This is a genomic window from Rhizobium zaerense, assembly GCF_051810725.1.
Classification (GTDB): Bacteria; Pseudomonadota; Alphaproteobacteria; order Rhizobiales; family Rhizobiaceae; genus Rhizobium; species Rhizobium leguminosarum_I.
The window spans coordinates 4,719,466-4,741,049 of record NZ_CM132690.1; the positions used below are offsets into that span (position 1 = coordinate 4,719,466).

Here is a 21,584-nt window from a genome sequence, read left to right on the forward strand (position 1 = left end):
CATGTCCAGGGCAATTTCGCAGCCAATGCTTGCCAACTCCTTAAAAATACGGGGCCCAGACCGGCTCCTCGCAGGGCATAGTTAATGCTTGCTGAATATATTCCTTGGCATCCTATCTTCCTTGAAAACCAAGTGTTTTCCCTAGGCTAAGGTCGGCATTTTCCCGCAAATACAGAGGCTCATTAAGCGCACCGGTTTCAAGCAAGCTTCGTATGCCAATGTGGCAGGCACCGGGATAGCACCATCGGACCGATCCGCCGTTTTTGCGGAGGACGGCCTGTCCGTGCCTCGGCGATCGACGCCAGAACATTTCCTTCACGGAGTTGGGTTTTGAACAGCAAAGTTTCGTTCTCTGCGGCATCCAAGGACTACCAGATGGGCCGCTACACACAGTCTTTGGCGACGCTCAATCAGCTGATGGATGTTCAGCAAGACGCCAAGACCTATGCGCTGCTGGCCAAGAACCTCGTGCAGCTCGGTTTCAAGGCCGATGCCGCGAAAGCCTATGGCCTGGCCGGCAGCTGTGAAGGACCGAATTCCTACGAATACCAGAAGCAGGCGGCCAAGCTGCACTACGAGACCGGCAGCGAGGACGATGCTCTGCTGATCGCCATGCGAAACCTCAGCAAGGCGCAGGAAGACCCGGAACTCGCCTTCATCATCACCGCGATCTATCTGAAGCGCCAGCAGCGCGATATCATCCGCCCGTTCAAGACGGTGCTGTCGCAGAGTGCCAATCCCGATCATATGCGCCTGGCGGCGCTGCTACTGAGTGACGACCTGAACGACGCAACCAACCAGAGCCTGTCGCGCAACCTCTTCAAGCGGTTTCCAGGCAATCTCGCATTCCGCTTCCTGCATCTGGTTTTCGCTCGCGAATTCAATGAGTTCGAGGAGGCAAGCAAACATCAGGCGGTGATCGATGCCTCACTCGCAAAGGGCGATGTCGAGATCCTGCGCAAGGATAACCCGTTCTATCATCTGCACTGGTGCGGCAACGAGGATTTCAACCGATATGCGACGATCGGCACCACCCCCCTCGACCCGGAACGGGTGGCCTTCCGCCGCAACCAGCCGCACAGCTGGTCGGACAAGATCCGGATCGGCTACATGTCATCGGATTTCTGGGATCGGCACGCGACGATGAAGCTCTTGCAGCGCATCCTCGAACTGCACGACAAAGACCGGTTCGAGGTGACGCTCTTCTGCCATACAGGACCTGAGTACCTCAAGCATAACAATACCGACCGCAGCCGCTGGGGCCGGGTCGTCACCGTTCACGGCTTCTCCGACCAGGGGATGCTCGCAGCGGTACGCGAGCATAATATCGACATCATGGTCGACCTGAAGGGCCATACTTCAGGCAGCCGCGCGTCGGCCTTCAATTTGCCGCTCGCGCCGGTGCATGTCGGCTGGCTCGGTTTCCCCGGCAGCACGGTCAATATCGATCTCGACTACGTCATCGGCGACCATTCGGTATTACCCGAGGTGGCCAAGCCCTTCTACCATGAGAAATTCTGCCGGCTGCCGGAGAGCTACCAGCCGAACGACCCGATGCATCGCCCGAAGCCGCGCCCTGTCACCCGCGAGCAGCTCGGCCTGCCGGAACACGCCTTCATCTTCGCGTCCTTCAACGGCAACCGCAAAATCACACCGGAGACGATCGACAGCTGGTGCCGCATTCTCAAGCGCGCGCCGAACAGCGTGCTCTGGCTGATGGCGAACACGCCGCGCAACCAGGCGAACCTCCTGAAGCAATTCCAGACGGCAGGGATCTCCGCCAAGCGGATCATCTTCTGCCCGCGCGCGCCCTATGAAGAGCACATCGACCGTCAGCAGGCGGCCGACATCGGCATCGACACCTTCCCCGTCAACGGCCATACGACCACCTCGGAGCAACTCTGGGGCGGCCTGCCGGTCCTGACCGTCAAGGGCACCAACTTCGCCTCACGCGTCAGCGAGAGCCTGCTTAGGGCCATCGACCTGCCCGAACTCGTTGCAGCCGACCTGCAGGCCTATGAGGATCTTGCCGTCGAACTGGCGCAGAACCCCGTGCGGATCGCGCAATACAAGGCGCATCTCAAGGAGAAGCGCTATATCGCGCCGCTCTTCGATGCCGAACGGTTCTGCGACCATCTGGAGCAGGCCTATGAAGTCATGGCCGACCGTGCCAAGCAGGGTCTTGCACCCGATCACATGGACATTCCGGCGCTGCCGCCGCGCACGGCGCCGTTCGCGGCCGAGTGAGGGCTTTTCGACCACTACGCAGCGCCGCGCATCCTTCGGACGCTCAAAGGACGTTTTAGCATCTCGAATTGCGGCATAATTAAAGAACCCGCCGGAGCGATCCGGCGGGTTTCTCATTGGCGAATATCAACCGGCGGCAGCCGGTCAGTTGAACGAACGCACCAGGCTGCCGACCAGCAGGTTCCAGCCGTCGATCAGCACGAAGAAGAGAATCTTGAAAGGCAACGAGATTGAGGTCGGCGGCAGCATCATCATGCCCATCGCCATGGTGATGGTCGCGACGATCAGGTCGATGACGAGGAACGGCAGCACGACGAGGAAGCCGATCTCGAAGCCGCGGCGAATTTCGGAAATCATGAAGGCCGGGATCAGCACCCGATAGTCGATCGGATTGGTCGTCTGGATATTCTGTCCGCGTTCGCGCGCCAGATCGACGAAAAGCGCCAGATCCTTGTCGCGGGTATTGGCCGCCATGAAGGTGCGGAAGGGTTCGGCGATACGCTGGACCGCCTCGGTCTCATTGATCTGATTGGCAAGCAGCGGCTGCACGCCGTTCTGCCAGGCCTGATCGAAGGTCGGCGACATGACGTAGAAGGTCATGAACAGCGACAGCGACAAAAGGATCATGTTGGAAGGCGTCGAAGAGAGGCCCATCCCTGAGCGCAGGATCGAGAAGGCGATGACGAAGCGCGGGAAGCTCGTCACCATGATCAGGATGCCCGGCGCGACCGAAAGAATGGTCAGCAGGCCGAATGTGCGGATGATCCAGGCGGCGACGGAGCCATCGACCGGGATCTTCAACAAGTCAGTCGGCAGCTGCTGTGCCACCGCCAGTTCCGGTACCGCCATCATGGCGGCAAGGAAAACTATGAGACGAATCATTCGATGACAAATGTCCTGAACATGACCTTCGATACCCGCCCTTGCGAGCGAAGGTCAACACGTTCCTGTATGTCATCCTTGAGATATTGAAAGCCGCGCGGCCCCTCGATCTGCTGAAGGGAAACGGTTCTGATATAGGCGAGGATATCCTGATGAATATCCTCTGAAACCTTGACATCCGGCGGCCCGTTGAACAGCAGCGCGACTTCGAGTCGGACCCAGTTTTCCGAGGGGTAGGCGAGGTTCGAGGTGATCGGTTCGAGTTGGACGACGTTGTTGGCCTCGGTCGAGATCCGCGCCAGACCTTCCTCGGCCTTCTTCTTGGCCTCGGCGTCCTTGGCCTGCTCGACCTCCTTGGCGCCCTTGACGTTGGGTGCGACGATCGTGCCGACCGCCCAGCCGCCGCCGGCGCCGACGAGGGTCAGGACGGCGATGCCGATGATCGTCATCAACGAGCCGGATTTCTTGTTCGGTTGACCTGCGCTTACGTCTGGCTCTGCCATCGTCGTTCAGCCTCAAAGCGGCGAGAAAAGATCGACGGCCTGCTGGCCGCGCGGAGGCTGCTGCACTTCCATCAGACGGCCGCGGCCACCGTAGGAGATGCGGGCTTCGGCGATCTTGTCATAGGAGATCTGATTTTCGGCATTGACGTCCTGCGGACGAACAATACCGGCGACGTTCAGGATGCGCAGTTCCTGGTTCAGGCGGACTTCCTGCGAGCCCGATATGACGAGGTTGCCGTTTTCGAGAATGCCGGTGACGACGGCGGCGACCAGAAGGGTGAGCTTGTCGGTGCGCTCGATCTTGCCTTTGCCGTCGGTGCTGGTGTCGGACCCATAGGTCAGGTCGGTCTTGGACTCGGGCGTCCAACCGAAGATCTGGGCGTTGACGTCCCAGTTCATGCCGCTCGAATTCTTGCGGCTGCGGTTGGTCTCGTTGTCGAAGGAGCCTTTGTCGTTGATCTGGATATCGACGGTCAGGATGTCGCCGACGTTGAGCGCGCGCGCGTCCTTGAAGAGGGCGGCCTGCAGATCGCTCCACAACGAATAGCCCTGCGCGACGGCGCGCGGCTGCTTCGGATAAAGCGCCATCTGCGGCGTCTGGCCATAGGCGAGGCCGCTGCCGATCGGGCTCATGGCGGGCGCACGGCCGATCTCGCTGACCGCCGTCGGAGACTGGCAGCCTGCAAGGAGTGCGAGGGCGGCGATCGCGGCCGGGAAACGCATATTCATGAAGGATCCTTCGACGTATTGGGATCGGACGCACTGGCGATGACGCTGGCGATGACCGCGGCCTTTTGCGGGTCCATCTCGTTGAGGATGAGGCTCGACTGCCGCGGGCCGAGCCGCATGATCACGGCAGAGGCCACCTCGATCTTCATGTCCTGCAACTGGAGCGCGGCCGCATCCGGTTTCATCTTCCTGTAGATCTCGGTGAGGCCGGCTTCCGCCTGCTTCAGGAAATCGTCGCGCCGCTTCAGCCAGTCCTGGTATTCGGCCTTACGCTTGTCCATCTCCGCCATGCGAGCGTCGATGTCGGCGCGAAGCTTTTCCAGTTCCTGCTTCTGCAAGAGGTAACGCTGGTCGCGGGCGGGATCGGCAATGTTGGTGCAGAACTGCTTGACCTCGTCCTGGGAGGTGATGTCGCCAGCCGGCGCATGTTCCTGCGCGAAGGCGCCGGGGATCGACAGAAGGACGAGGCCCGCGGCCGGCAGCGCCAGCCGGCGCAGCAGTTGCAGAACCGTCATGTCACGGTTGATGATATCAATCATTGCAGCACAAGCTCCGCCTGAAGGGCGCCCGCCGACTTGATGCCCTGGAGAATGGCGATGATGCCATCCGGTTTCACGCCGATATTGTTAAGGCCGGCGACGAGAGTCCTGAGGTCGGGGCCGTCGATGATGGCGACGCGCCCGCCGGTCTGCTCGGCGGCAATATCGGTCTGCGGCTGGACGGCGGTCCGGCCTTGCGAGAAGGGTTCAGGCTGAATGATCTGCGGCGTCTCGGTGACCTGAACCGTCAGCGTGCCGTAGCTGACGGCGACCGGCGAGACGCGGACGTCCGAGCCGATGACGATCGTTCCGGTGCGTTCGTTGATGACCACCTTGGCCGGCGTGTCGGTCTCGACGATGAGGTTTTCGATATCGGCCATCAGCCGGGTGAGATCGGCCGTGCGCGGCTTCTGGATCACGACCTCCTGCAGATCCTTGGCTTCGGCAACCGGGCCGCCGAAGCGCGCCGAGGCATAACCGTTAACGATGTCGGCGATACGAATCGCCGTCGAGAAGTCGGGGTTGCGCAGTTGCAGGACGAGATTGACAGAGTCCTCGAAGCGGGACGGCAGCTCGCGCTCGATAATCGCGCCGCCCGGAACGCGGCCGGCAGTGGTGACGCCCTCGGTCACGGTCGCCGCCTGGCCCTGCGCCTGAAAACCGGAGACGATGGCGGCACCCTGCGCAACGGCATAGATTTGTCCGTCGGCGCCGGAAAGCGAGGTCATGACGAGCGTGCCGCCGCGCAGCGACGTCGCATCACCGAGCGAGCTCACCGTCACGTCGATACGGCTGCCAGGGCTTGCGAAAGGGGGCAGGTTGGCGGTGACCATCACGGCTGCAGTGTTCTTGGCATTGGACTGGCCGCCCTGCGTCGAGATGCCGAGATTCTGCAGCATCGCGCGCATCGACTGTTCAGTGAAGGGCGAGGACCGGAAGCCGTCGCCGGTCCCCTGGAGGCCGACAATGAGTCCATAGCCGATCAGCTGGTTATCGCGGCCGGCCTGAAGGGAGGCGATGTCCTTGATGCGGGAGGTCAGCGCCCAGGCGGGCGCGACATCAGCCAAACTCATGGCGAGAACCGCGACAAGAGTGACGAAACGGAAGAACAATTTCATTTTGCCCTCACATGGACCGTGCCGTCCGCAAGCACCGTGCCGCTGACGATGACGCCGGAATCCATATTGCGGGCGCGGACGACCTGCCCGGTTGCGCCGTCTTCAAGCGGCGTGCCAGCGGCGGAAATCGTCATCGCACCGAGCGAGAAGACCAGGCGGATCGAAGAGCCGCGGGTCACCGTATAGGCCTCGCGCAGGGCCGAGACCGAGATCGTGCGGCCCGGTAACAGCGTGCGCTTGGAAACCATGCCTTCGACCTGCGAAACGGACTTGGCATAATCGCCGGCGAGGTTAGGGTTGGTGACCTCGACCTCCTGGAGCTGGCTGGCCGACAATGTGTCGCCGGGGTAGATGATCGTGGTCGGGACGACGGCATAACCCATGCCGGCGTCCGCCGACGCGGGCAAGACAATGCCCGCGACTGCGATCGTGGCTGCCGCCACCCATCCTGAGATGTGTGCTGCCCGGCAAAACATCATGTTTCGGCCCTTCCCTTACTTCAGGTTCTTGCTGACGATGGAGGCCATTTCATCAGCGGTGGTGATCACCTTGGAATTCATTTCGTAAGCGCGCTGGGCCGAAATCAGCTCGGTGATTTCCTTCACCGGGTCGACGTTCGAGGATTCCAGATAGCCCTGTTTCATGTAGGCGAAACCTTCCTCATCGGGATTGCCGATGACGGCTTCGCCGGAGGCCGCCGTCTCCTGGAAGAGATTGTCGCCGAGCGGCTGGAGACCCGCCTCGTTGACGAAGTCGGCAAGCGTCAGCTGCCCGAGTACGGTCGCGTCCGCCGCACCCGGCAGCTTGGCCGAAACCTGGCCGGAGCGGCTGATCGTCAGCTCGGTCGAGCCCGTCGGAATAGTGATGCCGGGAAGGACCTCGTAGCCATCGATGGTGACGAGCTGGCCCTGGTCATTCTTGTTGAAGGCGCCGGCGCGGCTGTAAAGCGTCGTACCGTCGGTCGACTGGATCTGGAAGAAGCCCTTGCCGATCAGCGCCACGTCGAGATCGTTGCCGGTCTGGGTCAGTTCGCCCTGGAGATGCAGGTTGCGGACCGCCGAGGTCTGGACGCCGAGGCCGATATTGGCACCTTCCGGAACGACGGCCTGGTTGGCACGGTTGGCGACACCCTTGGCACGTTCGGTCTGGTAGAGAAGATCGGAGAATTCGGCGCGGGCGCGCTTGAAGCCCGTCGTATTGATGTTCGCGATATTGTTCGCGATGACTTCCAGGTTGGTCTGCTGGGCATCCATGCCCGTTGCTGCAATGGCGAGCGCTCTCATGTGTTCGTCCTCAAATCAGTTACATCTGCATCTTGGTGACTTCGAGAAAGGCCGAGACGACCTTGTCGCGGATGGAAATCGCGGTCTGCAGCGTCTGCTCGGCCTGGAGCATGGAATCGACGACTTCACGCGTCGTCGCCGTTCCCTTGATACCGGCAAAGGACATGCTTTCCGCACCCTTCAGGCTGCTGACCGCATCGCTCGCCATGTTGCCCATGACGGAGGCGAAGCTCATGCCGTTGGCGGCACCCGCGGTGCCCGGCATGGCGGCGGCAGACGAGGAGGCGGAATTTTCGGTGTCGACGGCGCCAAGCGCACGGGTCATCGACAGGTTGCTGACATTCTGGACGCTGCTGATCATTGATTATTGGCTCTTCAGGAGGTCGATCGTGGAGGAGATGAGATCGCGGGTCTGTTTGATGGTCTGCAGATTGGCGTCATACGAGCGATTGGCTTCGCGCATGTCGGCCATCTCGACCAGGATGTTGACGTTCGGCAACTTGACGACGCCCTTCTTGTCCGCAGCCGGATTGCTGGGATCGAATTCGGTGCTGAAGTCGCCTTCGTCGACGCCGACCTTCTTGACGCCGACCGTCTCGACGCCGCTGGTGCGATCCATCTGCTGGCCGAAGGTGATCGTCTTGCGCCGATAGGGCTCGGCGCCGGGTGTGTCGCCGGTCGAGCGGGCGTTGGCGATGTTTTCCGAGACGATGCGTAACCGCGTCGACTGGGCCTCGAGCCCGGAACCGGCGATTTTCATTGCTGCTGAAAGCGGATCCATGACTTTACTTCCTGACGGTCATCAACATCATGCGATTGAAGGAACTAACCAGCGAGGTGTTCAAATCGTACTGGCGCTTGATATCGCCCGACTTGGAAAGCTCCTCGGCCAAACCGACTGTATTGCCGGATTCCTGGACCCCGATTTCCTGGTCGAGTGCGGCCTCCTTGACGTCGATATCGCCGCTGTTGCTGAAATCGTTACCGCTGAAATGCGCCGGATTGGTGCGCGCCATGGCGATGTCGGACTTGTCGAGCACCGCGTCAAAGGGCGTGACGTCCTTCGCGTGGAACTTCGGGGTATTGGCATTCGCGATGTTGCCGGCAACAACCTGCTGACGGATCGTCAGCCATTCCGCCTGTCGCGAAGCCAAGTCGAAAAGTTGGATTGGTTGCATGAAACTCTCCGTTTTTACTGTCCCGAACCTAGTGCGGTAATCTTGCGTGGGACTTACGGGAATTCAGGCTTCGAGAGGCTTTTCTGCGAACGCCGCCGCTATCGAAAGAACAGGGGCAAAAGAACAGGGGCTCCGGCCGGTTCGCGGCGGAGCCCCTGTTGCCAGGATTTGCGGTCAGGCTCAGTTGTTCTGGTAGGTCTCACCCTTTGAGGTGACGATCACCCATTTGCCATCGCGCTGCTCAAGTGTCGCAAGGCGGCTTTCATCGGGCAGGATCGAGCCGATGCGCACCACATACATGCCGGAGGGATCCTCGATCAGCGCCCGGCCGTTGGAGACATGCAGCAGGCGAAAAGAAGACTTCCCGGGGAAGGGCTGATCCTCCAATATGGGGCCGCCATCGCGCTCCTTGCCGAGATCGGACACCGTTGCGGTCGTCAGCGGATCGATCGGCGGGGCCTTCTTGTCCCCCTCGTTCTTGTTGACCATGGCAAGCGGCGAGACGCTGAAGACATTGCGGGCCGGCCAATCCGGCAGTTCGCGCGAATTGCTGCTGGTGGCAACATTGATGCCGAACTTGTCCGCGTTGAAGAACACGTACCAGGGGAAAAAAGCGGAGGCGCCGGCAAGCGCCAGGCCGCTGAAGGTCAGCACACGATCCAGGATGACGGTTTTCCTGCGCTGGTTCAGGGAAGCGATGCGTTCGTCGTCGAATTCAGCCACGTCTAGCCTCTCCTCTGAATGGGTGCGCCCTGATTGCCCATGCCGGCCGCAGCCTTGAGTGCGCCGGCGAGATCGGCGAAGGCATCAAGCGAGTCGCGATCGCCCGGAGACTGTTTCAGAACGTCGTAAATGATCGGCACCTGCTTGATCGCCATGTCGAGATCGGGGTCGGCCCCCTGGCGGTAACCGCCGATCATGCGCAGGTCGCGCGTCTCTTCGAAACGATGGATCAGTACCTTCAGCCGCGACACCAGCTTTTCCTGATCCGGCGTCCAGGCCTTGCGGGCAAGACGCGAGATCGAGGCGAGCGGATCGATCGGAGGATAACGCCCCTCTTCGGCGAGACTGCGCTGCAGGACGATATGACCGTCGAGGATGCCGCGCGTCGAATCGGCAATCGGGTCGTTGTGATTGTCGCCGTCGACGAGGATCGAGATGATCGCAGTGATGGTGCCGGCGCCCTCGGGGCCGGGGCCGGCGCGTTCCAACAGGCGCGGCAGCTCGGTGAAGACGGAAGCGGGATAGCCGCGCGCGATCGGCGGCTCGCCGGAGGCGGTCGCCACCTCGCGGATCGCATGGGCGAAACGCGTGACACTGTCGACGATGAAGAGAACGTTCTCGCCCTTGTCGCGGAAATGTTCGGCGATGGTGACGGCCGTCAGCGGCGCCATCTTGCGCAGCATCGGGCTCTCATCGCTGGTTGCGACGACGGCGATCGCCTTCCTCATATTGCTGCCGAGCGTATCCTCGATGAATTCGCGCACCTCGCGGCCGCGCTCGCCGACGAGCGCAATGACAACCTTGTCGAAAGCATCGGCGCGGGCGAGCATGGACAGGAGCGTCGACTTGCCAACACCGGAGCCGGCGAAGATGCCGAGGCGCTGCCCGAGGCAGAGCGGCGAGAAGATGTCGATGGCGCGAACGCCGGTCTTGAAGCCGGTCTCGACACGCTTGCGGGTCATCGAGGGCGGCGCGGTATTGGAGATCGAGCGGCGATCGAGCCCCTCGGTGATCGGACCCAGCCCGTCGATCGGCTCGCCGAGCGAGTTGACGGTGCGCCCACACCAGCTGTCCGACGGCGAAATGCGGAAGGCGCCCTTGCGGATCACGGTATCGTGGATGCCGATCGGCTCGCCGGGTTCGATCGGGCAGACATAGATCAGCTCCGGTTCGACGCGCACGACTTCGCCGAGATGGATGCCGGTCGCGGATTTATGGGCCACGAACTCGCCGAGACGAACATGGCGGGAGAGACCGTGAACCGTGTAGTGGCCGGCGGCGATGGTCTGCACGCGACCGCCATGGGCAACCGCAAATTCCGGCGATGCGTATCGGTCGACGAGGTGCGCCAGGTGCGCCAGCTTCGGGGAAAGGCCGTCCTCAGACAGTAGCGTGGTGCTCATGCTTTAGCTCTCGCCCTAAAATACGCCGCGTGCAGCTTGCTGCATGCGACGTATTTTTGGTCTTTGTTCTTGTGCATGTCGTCCTTCCAAAACCGCCGGACACTTTTGGGCGACATGCATTAGCGGCTGCCCCCAAGTGTCTGGACGGCTTCCTTGAAGGAATCTTCGCTGTCGCGCATCAGCGACGAGACGCTTTCGAAGGCGCGGTTGACTTCGATCAGCTGGGTGATTTCACGCATGGCGTTGACGTTGGAGTTTTCGAGATAACCCTGCTCGACACCGACATTGAAGCGGTCGACGACGGCGCGTGGCTGGTCGGTGGTCATGATGCCGCTGTTTTCGTAGCGCAGGTAACCCTTGCTGATATCGGCCTCGAACAGGCCGAGGGAGCCGACCTGGCGGCCGCCCTGATAGATGATGCCGTCGGTGCCGACGGCGGGCTCGCCCCCTTTGGTGTTGAGCTGGATCGGGGCACCGCCGGCATCGAGAACCGGGTATCCCCGGATCGAAACAAGTTCGCCGGTTTCCTTGATGGTGAAGCGGCCATCCCTCGTCAGCACGCGGCCGGCCGGCGTATCGAGCGAAAACCAGGCATCACCCTTGATGGCGAAATCGAGCATGTTGCCGGTGTGCTGCAGTTCGCCGTTTCCCTCGTTCAGGTAGTCGTTGCCTTGGGAAACGAAGGCGACCTTGGTGTTCAGCTTGTTCTTGGTATTCGCCACCATTTCGTCAAACTTCACCTCAGTGGCGCGAAAACCGGTCGTATTCACGTTCGCCATGTTGTCTGCGATGGTGTTTAGACGCTTTTCGAGGGCCATCTGCGACGACAGAGAAACATAAAGACCGGATTGCATGTCGGTAAGCTCCAAGCATTGGCGATGAACGGGACGAAAAGCCGGGCGTCGTCACATCTGGTTCGGCCGGGATTTCGCTGAGGCAGCATCTCAGAAACGGGTGCGGGCACCCATTCGTCTCCTTTAGACTGACGGCAGATGCTTGCGCGAAGCTGGCACGCGGAAATGCTTGGCGACCGGGCCTTTCATCAGCCTCACGCAAGGCAGAAACCCTATCCGTCTCAAAGAAAAGCAACGTTCAGATTGGGCTGACGATGAATATCATTATCGGATTTATAGTGACTTGCGGCTGTATCGTCGGCAGCTTCATGGCGATGGGCGGCGAAGTGGATGCGCTGCTCCAGCCCTTCGAATTCCTCATCATCGGTGGCGCCGGCCTCGGCAGCTTCATCATGGCGAACCCGATGAAGGTGGTGAAGGATTCCGGCAAGGCGCTCAGCGAAGCCTTCAGGCACGCCGTGCCGAAGGAACGCAACTATCTCGATACGCTCGGCGTGCTCTATTCGCTGATGCGCGACCTGCGCACCAAGTCGCGAAACGAGATCGAAGCCCACATCGACAATCCGGCCGAATCGACGATTTTTCAGTCGGCTCCGACGGTTCTGAAGAACAAGGAGCTGACGGCGTTCATCTGCGACTACGTCCGCCTGATCATCATCGGCAACGCCCGCAGCCACGAGATCGAGGCGCTGATGGACGAAGAGCTCAACACCATCATGCACGACAAGATGAAGCCCTACCACTCGATCCAGATCATGAGCGATTCCTTCCCGGCGATCGGCATCGTTGCGGCCGTTCTCGGCGTCATTAAGGCGATGGCGCACATCAACGATTCGCCTGAGGTGCTCGGCCACCTGATCGGCTCGGCGCTCGTCGGCACCTTCCTCGGCATTCTCTTGTCCTACTGCGTCTGCTCGCCGCTGGTCTCACAGATCAAGGTCGTGCGCAACAAGCAGCACCGTCTCTACGTCATCGTCAAGCAGACGCTGCTTGCCTATATGAACGGCTCGGTGCCGCAGGTCGCGCTCGAATACGGCCGCAAGACGATCTCGGCTTACGAGCGTCCGTCCATCGATGCGGTCGAGCAGGAAATGATGAACCCAGGTGGCGAAAACAAGGCGGCTTAAATGACTATGAGCAATGCTTCGCACGACAAACCGGCAATGGATTCTGCCCTCCTTGCCAAGCTGACAGGCGGGCTTGGCGACAGAGGCAGGGTCGCCAAGATCTGCAGTTCCTTCGGGGAAATCTACAGCGAATTCTTTCCCGACGTCATCAAAAGCGAGACCGGCCTCGACGTGACGGTCAACTATCTCGGCTGCGAGATCGGCTACAAGACCCACCTCATCGAAGACCTGAGCGCGAACGTCACACTCGTCGACGCGACGCTGCGCAACTGGTCGCAGAACATTACGCTTGCCTGCGGAAATGGGTTCGTCATTACGCTGATGGAGCATCTGCTCGGGGCCACAGCCGACACGATCGAGGAACCGGCCGAACGGCTGCTTTCGATCATCGAGCTCGATCTGGCGGTCATGGTCTTCGACAAGATTGCCAAGGTGCTGCGCTCGGCCGTCAACGCGCCGGGCGGTTTCGAACCGAGCCTTTCGGCCCCGCACGCCCATGACATGCGCGCCCGGCCGCCGGAGGATCGTCCGGATGAATTCGCGGCTGCCATCAACATGTCGATCACGCTTGCCGGCATCGTTTCGGAATTTTCGTTGATCGTTCCGCAGACGGCACTGCTCAAGACCAAGGTGACACCGCCGAAGCCGAAACGCCAGGCCAGCAGCAACTCAGCGGAATGGACCGAACAGCTCGGCGATCAGGTCCGCCGCTCGCATGTCACGCTCGAGGCCAAGATCAGGCTGCAGGACTTGACGCTGCGGACAATATCGAAGCTGATGGTCGGCGACGTCATTCCGTTCCGCGATCACGGCGATGTGCGCGTCGAGGTCAGCGCCAACACCAAGGAATTGTATGTGTGCGAGTTCGGGCGTTCAGGCGAAAATTACATGGTCCGCGTCAAGGATACGATGAACTCGGATGATGAACTCATCCGTCATTTAATGAATTAATCGGTTCTCTGGCTTTTGGGCTGCAAAGGCAGTTTGAGGCAAGTTTCAACTGGAATAGTGATTTCATGGCTACGAAGAAAACACAGCAGAACAGCGACCTCTCCCTGGATCTTCCGGGCAGCGAAGCAGATCTCGACCAGGCGATCGACGATCTGCGCGGCGTGCTGAAGCAGGATGCTGATGGCGACCTGTCGCAGTTTGGCGACGACCTGCAGAGCGACCCCTTCGCAGCAGGAACGGACCTGGCTGCCTTTGGCGGCGAGACTTCGGAAACCCCCTTTGGCACCGACGATTTCGGCGGCGACTTCGGCGGCGGCGATGCCAGTCCGGCTGCCGGCATGGATTTCGGCAGCAGCTCCTCCTTCGAGGCGTCGCCGGCCCCGCTCGGCAGCGCTTTGAATTCCAACTTCGACCTGATCATGGACATCCCGATCGACGTCCAGATCATGCTCGGCACCAGCCGGATGCAGGTCTCCGGCCTGATGAACCTCAATGAAGGGGCGACGATCGCCCTCGACAAGAAGATCGGCGAACCGGTCGAGATCATGGTGAATGGCCGCAGGATTGCCCGCGGCGAGATTACGGTGCTTGATAACGACGACACACGATTCGGTGTGAAACTGATAGAAGTTTTGAGTACGAAAAAAGCCTGATCCCTGTGTGGGACGGAGAGGTTAGACCATGATGGACTTTGACGATTTCGGCGGCGCGCTAGCCGGGAAACCGTTGACCCAGGCTGAAAAGGCAGCGGCTGTTCTTCTCGCTATGGGAAAGGGAGTCGCCGGCCGGCTGTTGAAATATTTCACCCAAGCTGAACTGCAGACCATAATCTCTTCTGCCCAGTCGCTGCGCGCCATCCCGCCGGACGAACTGCTGTTGCTCGTCTCCGAGTTCGAAGACCTCTTCACCGAGGGCGCCGGACTGATGGACAACGCCAAGGCGATCGAGGCCATTCTGGAAGAAGGCCTGACGCCCGACGAGGTCGACAGCCTGCTCGGCCGCCGCACCGCATTCCAGGCCTACGAAACCTCGATCTGGGATCGCCTCAGCGAGGCGGAGCCGACATTCGTCGCGCAGTTCCTGCTCCGCGAACATCCGCAGACCGTTGCCTATATTCTTTCGATGATGCCCTCCTCCTTCGGCGCCAAGGTGCTGCTGCAGCTTCCCGACAATCGCCGCGCCGACATCATGAACAGAACGGTCAACATGAAGGCGGTCAGCCCGAAGGCTGCGCAGATCATCGAAAACCAGGTCATGACGCTGCTTGCCGAGGTCGAGGCAGAGCGCAATGCAGCCGGCTCGACGAAGGTCGCCGATCTGATGAACGAACTCGACAAGCCGCAGGTCGACACGCTGCTCACCTCGCTCGAATCGATCAGCCGCGAGTCGGTCAACAAGGTTCGCCCGAAGATTTTCCTGTTCGAGGATCTCATGTACATGCCGCAGCGCAGCCGCGTCATGCTGCTCAACGACATCTCGACGGATGTGCTCACCGTCGCGCTGCGCGGGTCGCCGCCCGAGATCCGCGAGTCGGTTCTCTCCGCCATCAGCCCACGCCAGCGCCGCATGATCGAATCGGATCTGCAGAGCGGCATGGGCGGCGTCAATCCGCGCGAGATCGCGATTGCCCGCCGCGCCGTGGCACAGGAAGCGATTCGCCTGGCCAATTCCGGCCAGATCGAGCTCAAGGAAAAGGAAGGCGACGCTTCGGCAGCCGCCTAAAGCGCGTCGCGATCTTTCGGATTCGCTCCTCGCGCCTTAGGTCTCTAGTTTACGCATGTCGTTGTCGCAAAATCGCTGCACACTTATGCGCGACATGCTTTGGCTCTTCGAGACTGTTGACAAATCCGGCATGCCGAAAGGCCGCTGTTGATCGCCGTGCCACAGGCGACTACCCTTCCCGCAACAGGCTCCGCTCTAAAGCGCGTCGCATAGAACTCGGTTCGTGCGACGCGCTTTAGATCTTTGTTTTGATGCATGTCGTCATCCCAAACCGCTGCACGTTTTTGGGCGACATGCATTAGCTGCGGCCTATTTCTTTGACGGAGAGCCGCGACTTGGCAGACGATGACAAGGACAGCAAAACAGAAGCCCCAACCGCGAAAAAGCAAAGCGATGCCGCGGAAAAGGGCAACGTGCCGTCTTCGCGCGAACTTTCGATTTTTGCGACGATCCTCGCTACCTTTATTTATCTCGTATTCTTCCTTCCCGACAGCGTCGGGCGCATGAGTGAAACGCTACGCGACATCTTCGAACAGCCCGACCAATGGAAGATCGAGACGGGACCGGATGTGCTGGCGCTGTTCGGGCGGCTCGGCTGGGCAAGTGCGGCGCTGGTGGCGCCCGCCTTCATCCTGTTTATGGTGTTCGGCATCGCCTCCTCGGTCTTCCAGAATCTGCCGACACTGGTGCTTGAACGCATCCGCCCGCAGGCCTCGCGTATCTCGCCGATCAAAGGCTGGTCACGGCTGTTCAGCGTGCCCGGCCTGGTCGAATTCGGAAAATCGCTGTTCAAGGTCGTCGTCGTCGGGGTGATCCTGTTCTTCGTGCTCAGGAGCGAATATTTCGGCTCGATCGACGCGATGTTCTCCGATCCGCAGACGATTCTCGTGCGAATAATGGCAGCGATGCGCAAGATCATCATCGTCATGCTGATCGCCACCGCGATCGTGGCCATCGCCGATCTTTTCTGGACGCGCCATCACTGGTTCACCGAGTTGAAGATGACGCGGCACGAAATAAAGGAAGAAAACAAGCAGGCGCAGGGCGACCCCTTCGTCAAGAGCCGGCAGCGCTCGCTGATGCGCGACCGCGCGCGCCGGCGCATGATCGCCAACGTGCACAGGGCGACGCTAGTGATTGCAAACCCGACGCACTTTGCGGTGGCGCTGCGTTACGCGCGTGAAGAGAACGATGCGCCAGTGGTGCTGGCCAAGGGTCAGGACCTGATCGCGCTCAAAATCAGGGAGATTGCCGAGCAGAACGGCATACCGGTGTTCGAGGATCCGCCGCTTGCGCGCTCCATGTTTGCGCAAGTCTCGATCGATAGTGTCATCCCGTCAGTCTTCTATAAGGCGGTTGCGGAGCTGATCCACCGGGTCTATGCCGCGGACGCCAAGAACAAACGGGTCAGATAAGCCGAATGAAAAAATGTCCCCACTCTACCCAGCGTGAAAAGATCCTCGCAGACGCCATCAGCCCGGTCGCCACTGAACTGCGCCTTCTGGATGCTTCTGACCTTATTTCACTGCTGCGCTTCGAGTATTACGGCAATCTTTCCGATCTCGTCGCTTCGGCGGCGGAGCTTTTCTTTCATCCGGGCACCGTGAATTTCGGCCTGGGCGGCAATTATACGCTGGAGTGGGGCGGCAAGCCCGAAGTCGTTCTCGACCTGGAAATCAAGCCGCGCGGCGTCACCGTCTACGCCCAGCTCACCCTTGCCGAAGATCACGCCGGCATCGAGATCAATCATATCGCTTTCCAGGATCCCTCGGTCGATCCCGACGAGAACACCATCTTCCTCAAAAGAGCCTTCGGGAAGCGCGTTACAGCGTCAACCAGCCGCCTCAGGCGCTGGCCGGCTAACCTCTTTCATGACAACCAAGCTTTCATTCGCCTTGCAATTCGAAGCGTTAAAGCGTCCTAAAGCACATCGCGATTTTTCAGATTCGCTTGTCGCGCTTTAGAGCATTTCCGTTTTTCTCCGAATCCCGGAAATGCTCTACCTCTTTGTTTTCACGCAATTCCGGACGCAAAACCACTACGCACTTTTGCTGGAATTGCTCTAGGTCTTTGTTTTACGCCTGTCGTTATCGCAAAGCCGCTGCACACTTTTGCGCGATATGCTCTCGCGGGTCCGAAGGACGCGCGACGCTGTAAGCGATGGCACGCGTTCAGCTGATATAGCCGAGCCGGATCGCCTTGGCGATCGCCTGGATGCGATTGACGGAATCGAGCTTGATGGTCGCCGAGCCGAGATAGGCGTTCACGGTGTGCACGGACAGGCCAAGCTTGTCGGCAATCTCTTCGCTGATGCGGCCGTCGCCGGCAAGCTGCAGACAGGCGATCTCGCGTTCGCTGAGCGCCTCGGCGGCAGCCGTGCGGCGTTCGTCGAGCGAGAGAAGATCCATCATGATGTGGCAGCAGCGACCGTGCAGCTCGACGATGGTATCGCTCGAGGGATCGAGTTCATCACCGGTGAAAAGGATGAAGCCATTGCCGACGGCGCCGAGCCGCACTGGAAAGGCAAGGCCGGAGAATGGCAGAATACCGTCCTGCAGCCGCGTCATGAACGGCGAGAAGTCCGCCGGTCCGGGTGCCGTGCGGTCGTAACCGCCGGCCCATGAGAGCGGCAGCAGCGACTTGTCGATATGGTCGAGAAGAATATCGCCGTAAGCATCCGTGAAGGCCTTGTTGAAACCGGCGTTGGAAGGCCCCCAGTTCTCGAGCTCGCAGATAAGGCGCTGCTTTGCCGGAAGACCCGAGCCGCTGACGCGGAAGATTGCGAACCCTTGCGCATCGGTGAGCTTCTGCATCGCAATCAGCCGCGGAAAAAGATCGGACCGACTGGAAATCCTGTTCACACGCACCATGCGCAGCTGCTCAGCACTGCTCATGGTCCTGCCTGCTGGATACGCCATAGATCCCCCTATACGAGATTATTGCGGACGGCGAAGGCAATGGCCTCGGACCGGGTCTTGGTCGCCGTCTTGCGCATCACGCTGGTGATGTAGTTGTTGATGGTATTGCGAGAGATTCCGAGGATCATCGCGATCTCGTCGCTGGTCTTGCCCTCGGCGATCCAGAACAGGCATTCCAGCTCGCGGTCGGTCAATTCGAAATCGCGATCGACCTTCGTACCACCGCAGCGCAGGAAGCTCGCGACATAACCTGCAAGCAGGCCTACATCCCGCAGGCGCTCCGGCGAAAGGATGAACCCCTCGCCGAACAGGAACATCAGAGCCAGCCGCGACCGGCCGACATTGAAGGTCACCGAACAATATTGGCGGCTAGCGCCGTCCGGAATCTCGGCACTGTCAGGCAGGAGGGCAAAATTCGGCTGGAAAACCTGCATGCATTTTTCCAACTCGGTCGAGCGGGCATAACCGCGGACCAGATCATTGGCGATGTCCCTGACCAGGTCGAAGGGCCAGTCCGACGAGACGATGAAATCGAGGCCACTTTCCTGGAGGAGATCGCAGCGCGCCAGAAGGTAGTGCGAAGCACCCACGTAATCCGTCAGTGCGCGCAAACCAGACTGCAACCTACCGGTGCTAGCGACACCGTGAAGGCGCTGGAGTAGCTCATCACGCGGCAGCAGATCCGGCACCACTGCACTCGCGAAATTCGCCATATGCCTCTCGCCTTTGCTCGCCTGAATTACATTCATATCCATTGGCAATGTCCTGCGGCTGAGAAACGATCGAACTCGGTGCAACAGCAATTTTTCTGTAGGGGATTCAACTCAAGTCCCACTCGAATCCCATTTCGAATCACCCAAGGGTAAGCCAGTCGATGCAAATCACCATCTCCGACTTCTAGGGATTTACTTTCGCCGTCGCCAATGCACTGATTCGACCATTCATTCCAGCCTTCAAGATAGAGGGAGGCTAAGGTGATTCTGGCGGAACCGCAACTTGCTTCGCGTTTTACGCGAGTCGATCTCATCGAGTCTCTCTGCAGTCGCATTTCAATGCGGTCCGTTATACGGTCCTGTTCGGATTCTTGACCCAGTCGTGCCTAGTCTCTCGCAGCTCCCGTCACGGCTTTTCAGCAAACAGCGGTTAGGGAATCAAACCTCGGTACCTACATTAAAAAAGGCCGGTTGCCCGGCCTTTGTTTTACGCTGCCTCGTCGATCGCCCATTTCCTGAGGATTTTCGCTGCGCGTTCCTCGTTGATCTCGACCATCCGGGAAAGCTTGCGTTCCGGGCCTTCCTTGACGCGCCGATTGAAGTTTCCGTCGTCGTCGCCGAGGCTGAGCAGGTCCTCGGTACTGTCGAAGCCGAAATCGGACCCGAAGCCGTCCATGAGAGCGCCCCGGCTGCTCCCGATGCCGGCGCGAAGTCCGGAAGTTCGAGGCCGGCCGCTTCCGGCGTGGCGTCGCCGAAAGCCGTAGAGCTGCCGTTGCTGCTGACGCTACGCACCAGAGGCCGCAGGCCCATCCAGACGACCACGAAGGCGACCGCGACAAAGGCGAGCGAGTTGATGATGCCGGCAAGGTTGCGGCTCAGCATGTCCATGACGCGGACACCGCCGGTGGCGTCTTCGAGCAGCTGGTTCTCGAGGAAGTCCATAGCCGTGACGGTGACGACGTCGCCGCGCTTGGCGTCGATGCCGGCCGCCGAGGCGACGATCTTCTGCATTTCGGCAAGATAGGCGTCGACCTTGGTCTGGTCGGCGGGTTCTCCGACCATCTTGGCGATACGGCCCTTGTTGACCACGACAGCGATCGAAAGCTTCTCGACCTTATAGCTGTTGCGGGTCGTCGCCGTTGTCCTGCTGTTGATTTCGTAGTTGGTCTGCTCTTCGCGCTTGTCGGATTTGTCCTGCGATTCGGGCCCGGCGGAACCGCCGGCCGCAGGGGCCGCCTGCGGAATGTTCTGCTCGACCGTCGTCGCGCTATCGGACTGCTTCTGCTGCGACTGCTGGGCTTCCTTCGTCGAGCGAACCGAGCGTTCGACCTTGGATTCGGGATCGTAGGTCGTTTCCTGGATCTGCTGGGCGTCGGTGTTGAGATCGGCGGTGACGCTGGAGCGGAAGTTGTCCATGCCGAGGAAGGGTGCCAGCGCCTTGTCGATGTTGGATTCGACTTCCTGCTGAACGTTCTGGACGATGTTGAGCGAACGATTCAGCGAGCTGTTGCTCGCCTCGTCGCCGGAAGCGAGCAGCTGGCCGGCGGAATCGAGAATGGTCACGTCATCGACGTCAAGCCCCGGCACGGCCGAGGCGACGAGGTGGCGAATCGAGGTCGCTGCGCTGCGTCCAGTTGTGGCGGTGGCGCGAATCATGACGGAGGCAGTCGGTTTCTGCTCCGCCTTCCGGAAGTTCCCGACCTCCGGCATGACGATATGGACGCGTGCGGCCGTTATACCCGAGATCGACTGGATGGTGCGGGCGATTTCGCCTTCCAGAGCGCGAACCCGCGTCACCTCCTGCATGAAGGAGGTCAGGCCGAGGGAGCCGACATTGTCGAAGAGTTCGTAACCGGCGTTGGCGCTGTTCGGCAGGCCGCGCTCGGCAAGCATCAGGCGGGCCTTGCCCGTCATCCCCGCGGGGACGCTGATGCTGGAGCCGTCCGTGCCGACCTGGAAATCGACGTTGGCTTCGGCAAGCGCCATGCTGATCTGGTTGAGATCCGGCGAGTCCAGACCGACGTAGAGCGTTTCCTGTGCCGGCTTGTTGACGAAAAGGGCGGCCGCAAGGACGATTGCGATGGAGACGGCACCGACGCCTCCGAGAATCATCAGGCGTGTTCGGCCAAGGGAACCGAAGTTCTTAAAGATCTGAACTAATTGATTTAACAGATTCATTCTGTTCTCGCACAATCCGTCAAAGACAAAGCAGGCTTATTGCCTCATCTGACGAATAGTCGGCGAAACTTGTGCGAGCGTTTCGTGAAGCGGGTGCGGGCCGAAAAGACCCTAGAAGAAATCGAAGTCGCCGGCTGCCTTGCTTAATGGCTGGGAGTGGCCGTGGCGCGTAGCGCCGCCCAATGCCTTCTGCATCTCGGCCAGCTTGACGAGGCTGAGCGCGGTCGCGACGTCGACTGCCCAGCCGTGCGGGATTTCGCCGGTGATGGTGTCGATGAATTCTGCAAGGCCGCGCGATTTCTGCACAGCCAAATCGATGCCCTGCATGACCTTCATGGCATCCGGCGAGTTCAGGATTTCGGCGCCGCCGAGGTCGAGAAGCTGCGGCTCGATACGCTCGATGAGATAGGCGACATCGTGCAGTTCGGACACGATGCGCATCAGGATGTCGCTCAGCGCTTCGACAGGCGCAGGCGGCTCCATCATCTGGGTAAATGTCATATGAAAATCCTCGCC

The 21,584-nt window shown here is 60.3% G+C and carries 22 protein-coding genes and 2 pseudogenes; 7 read left to right on the forward strand and 17 right to left on the reverse strand.

Going from position 1 to position 21,584, the window contains the following annotated elements; all coding sequences use genetic code 11:
• Positions 1-330 precede the first annotated feature (330 nt).
• Positions 331-2,247, forward strand: a complete 1,917-nt coding sequence (locus tag ACS4RR_RS23300; RefSeq protein WP_222386380.1) for an O-linked N-acetylglucosamine transferase, SPINDLY family protein — start codon at positions 331-333, stop codon at positions 2,245-2,247.
• 144 nt (positions 2,248-2,391) lie between these two features.
• Here ACS4RR_RS23300 and fliP read toward each other — a convergent pair whose 3' ends face one another.
• The 13 genes from fliP to flgF all read right to left on the reverse strand — a co-directional run bounded on the left by fliP (position 2,392) and on the right by flgF (position 11,459).
• A complete protein-coding gene (gene fliP / locus ACS4RR_RS23305) occupies positions 2,392-3,129 on the reverse strand; it encodes a flagellar type III secretion system pore protein FliP (RefSeq protein WP_260110081.1) in 738 nt (245 codons plus the stop codon).
• Positions 3,126-3,632 (reverse strand): flagellar basal body-associated FliL family protein, encoded by a 507-nt coding sequence (locus tag ACS4RR_RS23310; RefSeq protein ID WP_222386382.1) that lies wholly within the window; start codon positions 3,630-3,632, stop codon positions 3,126-3,128. Before ACS4RR_RS23310 ends, fliP begins: the two co-directional genes overlap by 4 nt.
• Positions 3,633-3,644: 12 nt before the next feature.
• A complete protein-coding gene (flgH, locus tag ACS4RR_RS23315) occupies positions 3,645-4,361 on the reverse strand; it encodes a flagellar basal body L-ring protein FlgH (RefSeq protein WP_456189465.1) in 717 nt (238 codons plus the stop codon).
• Complete coding sequence (locus ACS4RR_RS23320; protein WP_064249915.1) at positions 4,358-4,900, reverse strand: MotE family protein; 543 nt, start codon at positions 4,898-4,900, stop codon at positions 4,358-4,360. Before ACS4RR_RS23320 ends, flgH begins: the two co-directional genes overlap by 4 nt.
• A complete protein-coding gene (locus ACS4RR_RS23325) occupies positions 4,897-6,018 on the reverse strand; it encodes a flagellar basal body P-ring protein FlgI (RefSeq protein ID WP_456189466.1) in 1,122 nt (373 codons plus the stop codon). The genes ACS4RR_RS23320 and ACS4RR_RS23325 overlap by 4 nt, the downstream gene beginning before the upstream one ends.
• Positions 6,015-6,497: a flagellar basal body P-ring formation chaperone FlgA gene (gene flgA, locus ACS4RR_RS23330; RefSeq protein WP_222294975.1), complete on the reverse strand. Its 483-nt coding sequence runs from the start codon at positions 6,495-6,497 to the stop codon at positions 6,015-6,017. Before flgA ends, ACS4RR_RS23325 begins: the two co-directional genes overlap by 4 nt.
• Before the next feature lie 15 nt (positions 6,498-6,512).
• Complete coding sequence (gene flgG, locus ACS4RR_RS23335; protein WP_222294976.1) at positions 6,513-7,301, reverse strand: flagellar basal-body rod protein FlgG; 789 nt, start codon at positions 7,299-7,301, stop codon at positions 6,513-6,515.
• Between the two features lie 19 nt (positions 7,302-7,320).
• Complete coding sequence (gene fliE / locus ACS4RR_RS23340; protein WP_162117825.1) at positions 7,321-7,662, reverse strand: flagellar hook-basal body complex protein FliE; 342 nt, start codon at positions 7,660-7,662, stop codon at positions 7,321-7,323.
• Between the two features lie 3 nt (positions 7,663-7,665).
• Positions 7,666-8,082, reverse strand: coding sequence for a flagellar basal body rod protein FlgC (flgC, locus tag ACS4RR_RS23345; protein ID WP_017967028.1), 417 nt, complete (start codon positions 8,080-8,082; stop codon positions 7,666-7,668).
• Positions 8,083-8,086: 4 nt separating this feature from the next.
• Positions 8,087-8,479: a flagellar basal body rod protein FlgB gene (flgB, locus tag ACS4RR_RS23350; protein ID WP_260110080.1), complete on the reverse strand. Its 393-nt coding sequence runs from the start codon at positions 8,477-8,479 to the stop codon at positions 8,087-8,089.
• A gap of 180 nt (positions 8,480-8,659) precedes the next feature.
• Positions 8,660-9,202 carry a flagellar protein gene (locus ACS4RR_RS23355; RefSeq protein WP_222386383.1) on the reverse strand — a complete coding sequence of 181 codons (543 nt, stop codon included), beginning with the start codon at positions 9,200-9,202 and terminating at the stop codon, positions 8,660-8,662.
• A 2-nt stretch (positions 9,203-9,204) separates the two neighbouring features.
• Positions 9,205-10,605 (reverse strand): flagellar protein export ATPase FliI, encoded by a 1,401-nt coding sequence (gene fliI / locus ACS4RR_RS23360; RefSeq protein ID WP_170281086.1) that lies wholly within the window; start codon positions 10,603-10,605, stop codon positions 9,205-9,207.
• Between the two features lie 119 nt (positions 10,606-10,724).
• Positions 10,725-11,459, reverse strand: a complete 735-nt coding sequence (gene flgF / locus ACS4RR_RS23365; RefSeq protein ID WP_017967023.1) for a flagellar basal-body rod protein FlgF — start codon at positions 11,457-11,459, stop codon at positions 10,725-10,727.
• Positions 11,460-11,713: 254 nt separating this feature from the next.
• On the opposite strand from flgF, the gene motA reads away from it, so the two are divergent.
• The 6 genes and pseudogenes from motA (at position 11,714) to ACS4RR_RS23395 (ending at position 17,122) form a co-directional block, all read left to right on the forward strand.
• Entirely contained in the window at positions 11,714-12,586 is an 873-nt protein-coding gene (gene motA, locus ACS4RR_RS23370) for a flagellar motor stator protein MotA (RefSeq protein ID WP_017967022.1), read from the forward strand.
• Entirely contained in the window at positions 12,587-13,537 is a 951-nt protein-coding gene (locus tag ACS4RR_RS23375; RefSeq protein ID WP_456189467.1) for a FliM/FliN family flagellar motor switch protein, read from the forward strand.
• A gap of 65 nt (positions 13,538-13,602) precedes the next feature.
• Positions 13,603-14,190 carry a flagellar motor switch protein FliN gene (gene fliN / locus ACS4RR_RS23380; RefSeq protein WP_222386385.1) on the forward strand — a complete coding sequence of 196 codons (588 nt, stop codon included), beginning with the start codon at positions 13,603-13,605 and terminating at the stop codon, positions 14,188-14,190.
• Positions 14,191-14,218: 28 nt separating this feature from the next.
• The gene (gene fliG, locus ACS4RR_RS23385; protein WP_003556501.1) at positions 14,219-15,259 is read left to right on the forward strand and encodes a flagellar motor switch protein FliG; all 1,041 of its coding nucleotides are present in this window, start codon (positions 14,219-14,221) and stop codon (positions 15,257-15,259) included.
• A 335-nt stretch (positions 15,260-15,594) separates the two neighbouring features.
• Positions 15,595-16,674, forward strand: a complete 1,080-nt coding sequence (gene flhB, locus ACS4RR_RS23390; RefSeq protein WP_026154437.1) for a flagellar biosynthesis protein FlhB — start codon at positions 15,595-15,597, stop codon at positions 16,672-16,674.
• Positions 16,675-16,679: 5 nt separating this feature from the next.
• Positions 16,680-17,122: pseudogene (locus ACS4RR_RS23395) on the forward strand (BspJ family T4SS effector nucleomodulin).
• A 308-nt stretch (positions 17,123-17,430) separates the two neighbouring features.
• On the opposite strand, the gene visR reads toward ACS4RR_RS23395, so the two are convergent.
• The 4 genes and pseudogenes from visR to cheT form a co-directional block, all read right to left on the reverse strand.
• The gene (visR, locus tag ACS4RR_RS23400; RefSeq protein ID WP_222294979.1) at positions 17,431-18,177 is read right to left on the reverse strand and encodes a transcriptional regulator VisR; all 747 of its coding nucleotides are present in this window, start codon (positions 18,175-18,177) and stop codon (positions 17,431-17,433) included.
• Between the two features lie 8 nt (positions 18,178-18,185).
• On the reverse strand, positions 18,186-18,932 hold the full coding sequence (gene visN / locus ACS4RR_RS23405) for a transcriptional regulator VisN (RefSeq protein WP_026154436.1): 747 nt from the start codon (positions 18,930-18,932) through the stop codon (positions 18,186-18,188).
• 445 nt (positions 18,933-19,377) lie between these two features.
• A pseudogene (gene fliF / locus ACS4RR_RS23410) lies at positions 19,378-21,068 on the reverse strand (flagellar basal-body MS-ring/collar protein FliF).
• A 111-nt stretch (positions 21,069-21,179) separates the two neighbouring features.
• The gene (gene cheT / locus ACS4RR_RS23415; RefSeq protein ID WP_017958978.1) at positions 21,180-21,569 is read right to left on the reverse strand and encodes a chemotaxis protein CheT; all 390 of its coding nucleotides are present in this window, start codon (positions 21,567-21,569) and stop codon (positions 21,180-21,182) included.
• Positions 21,570-21,584 lie beyond the last annotated feature (15 nt).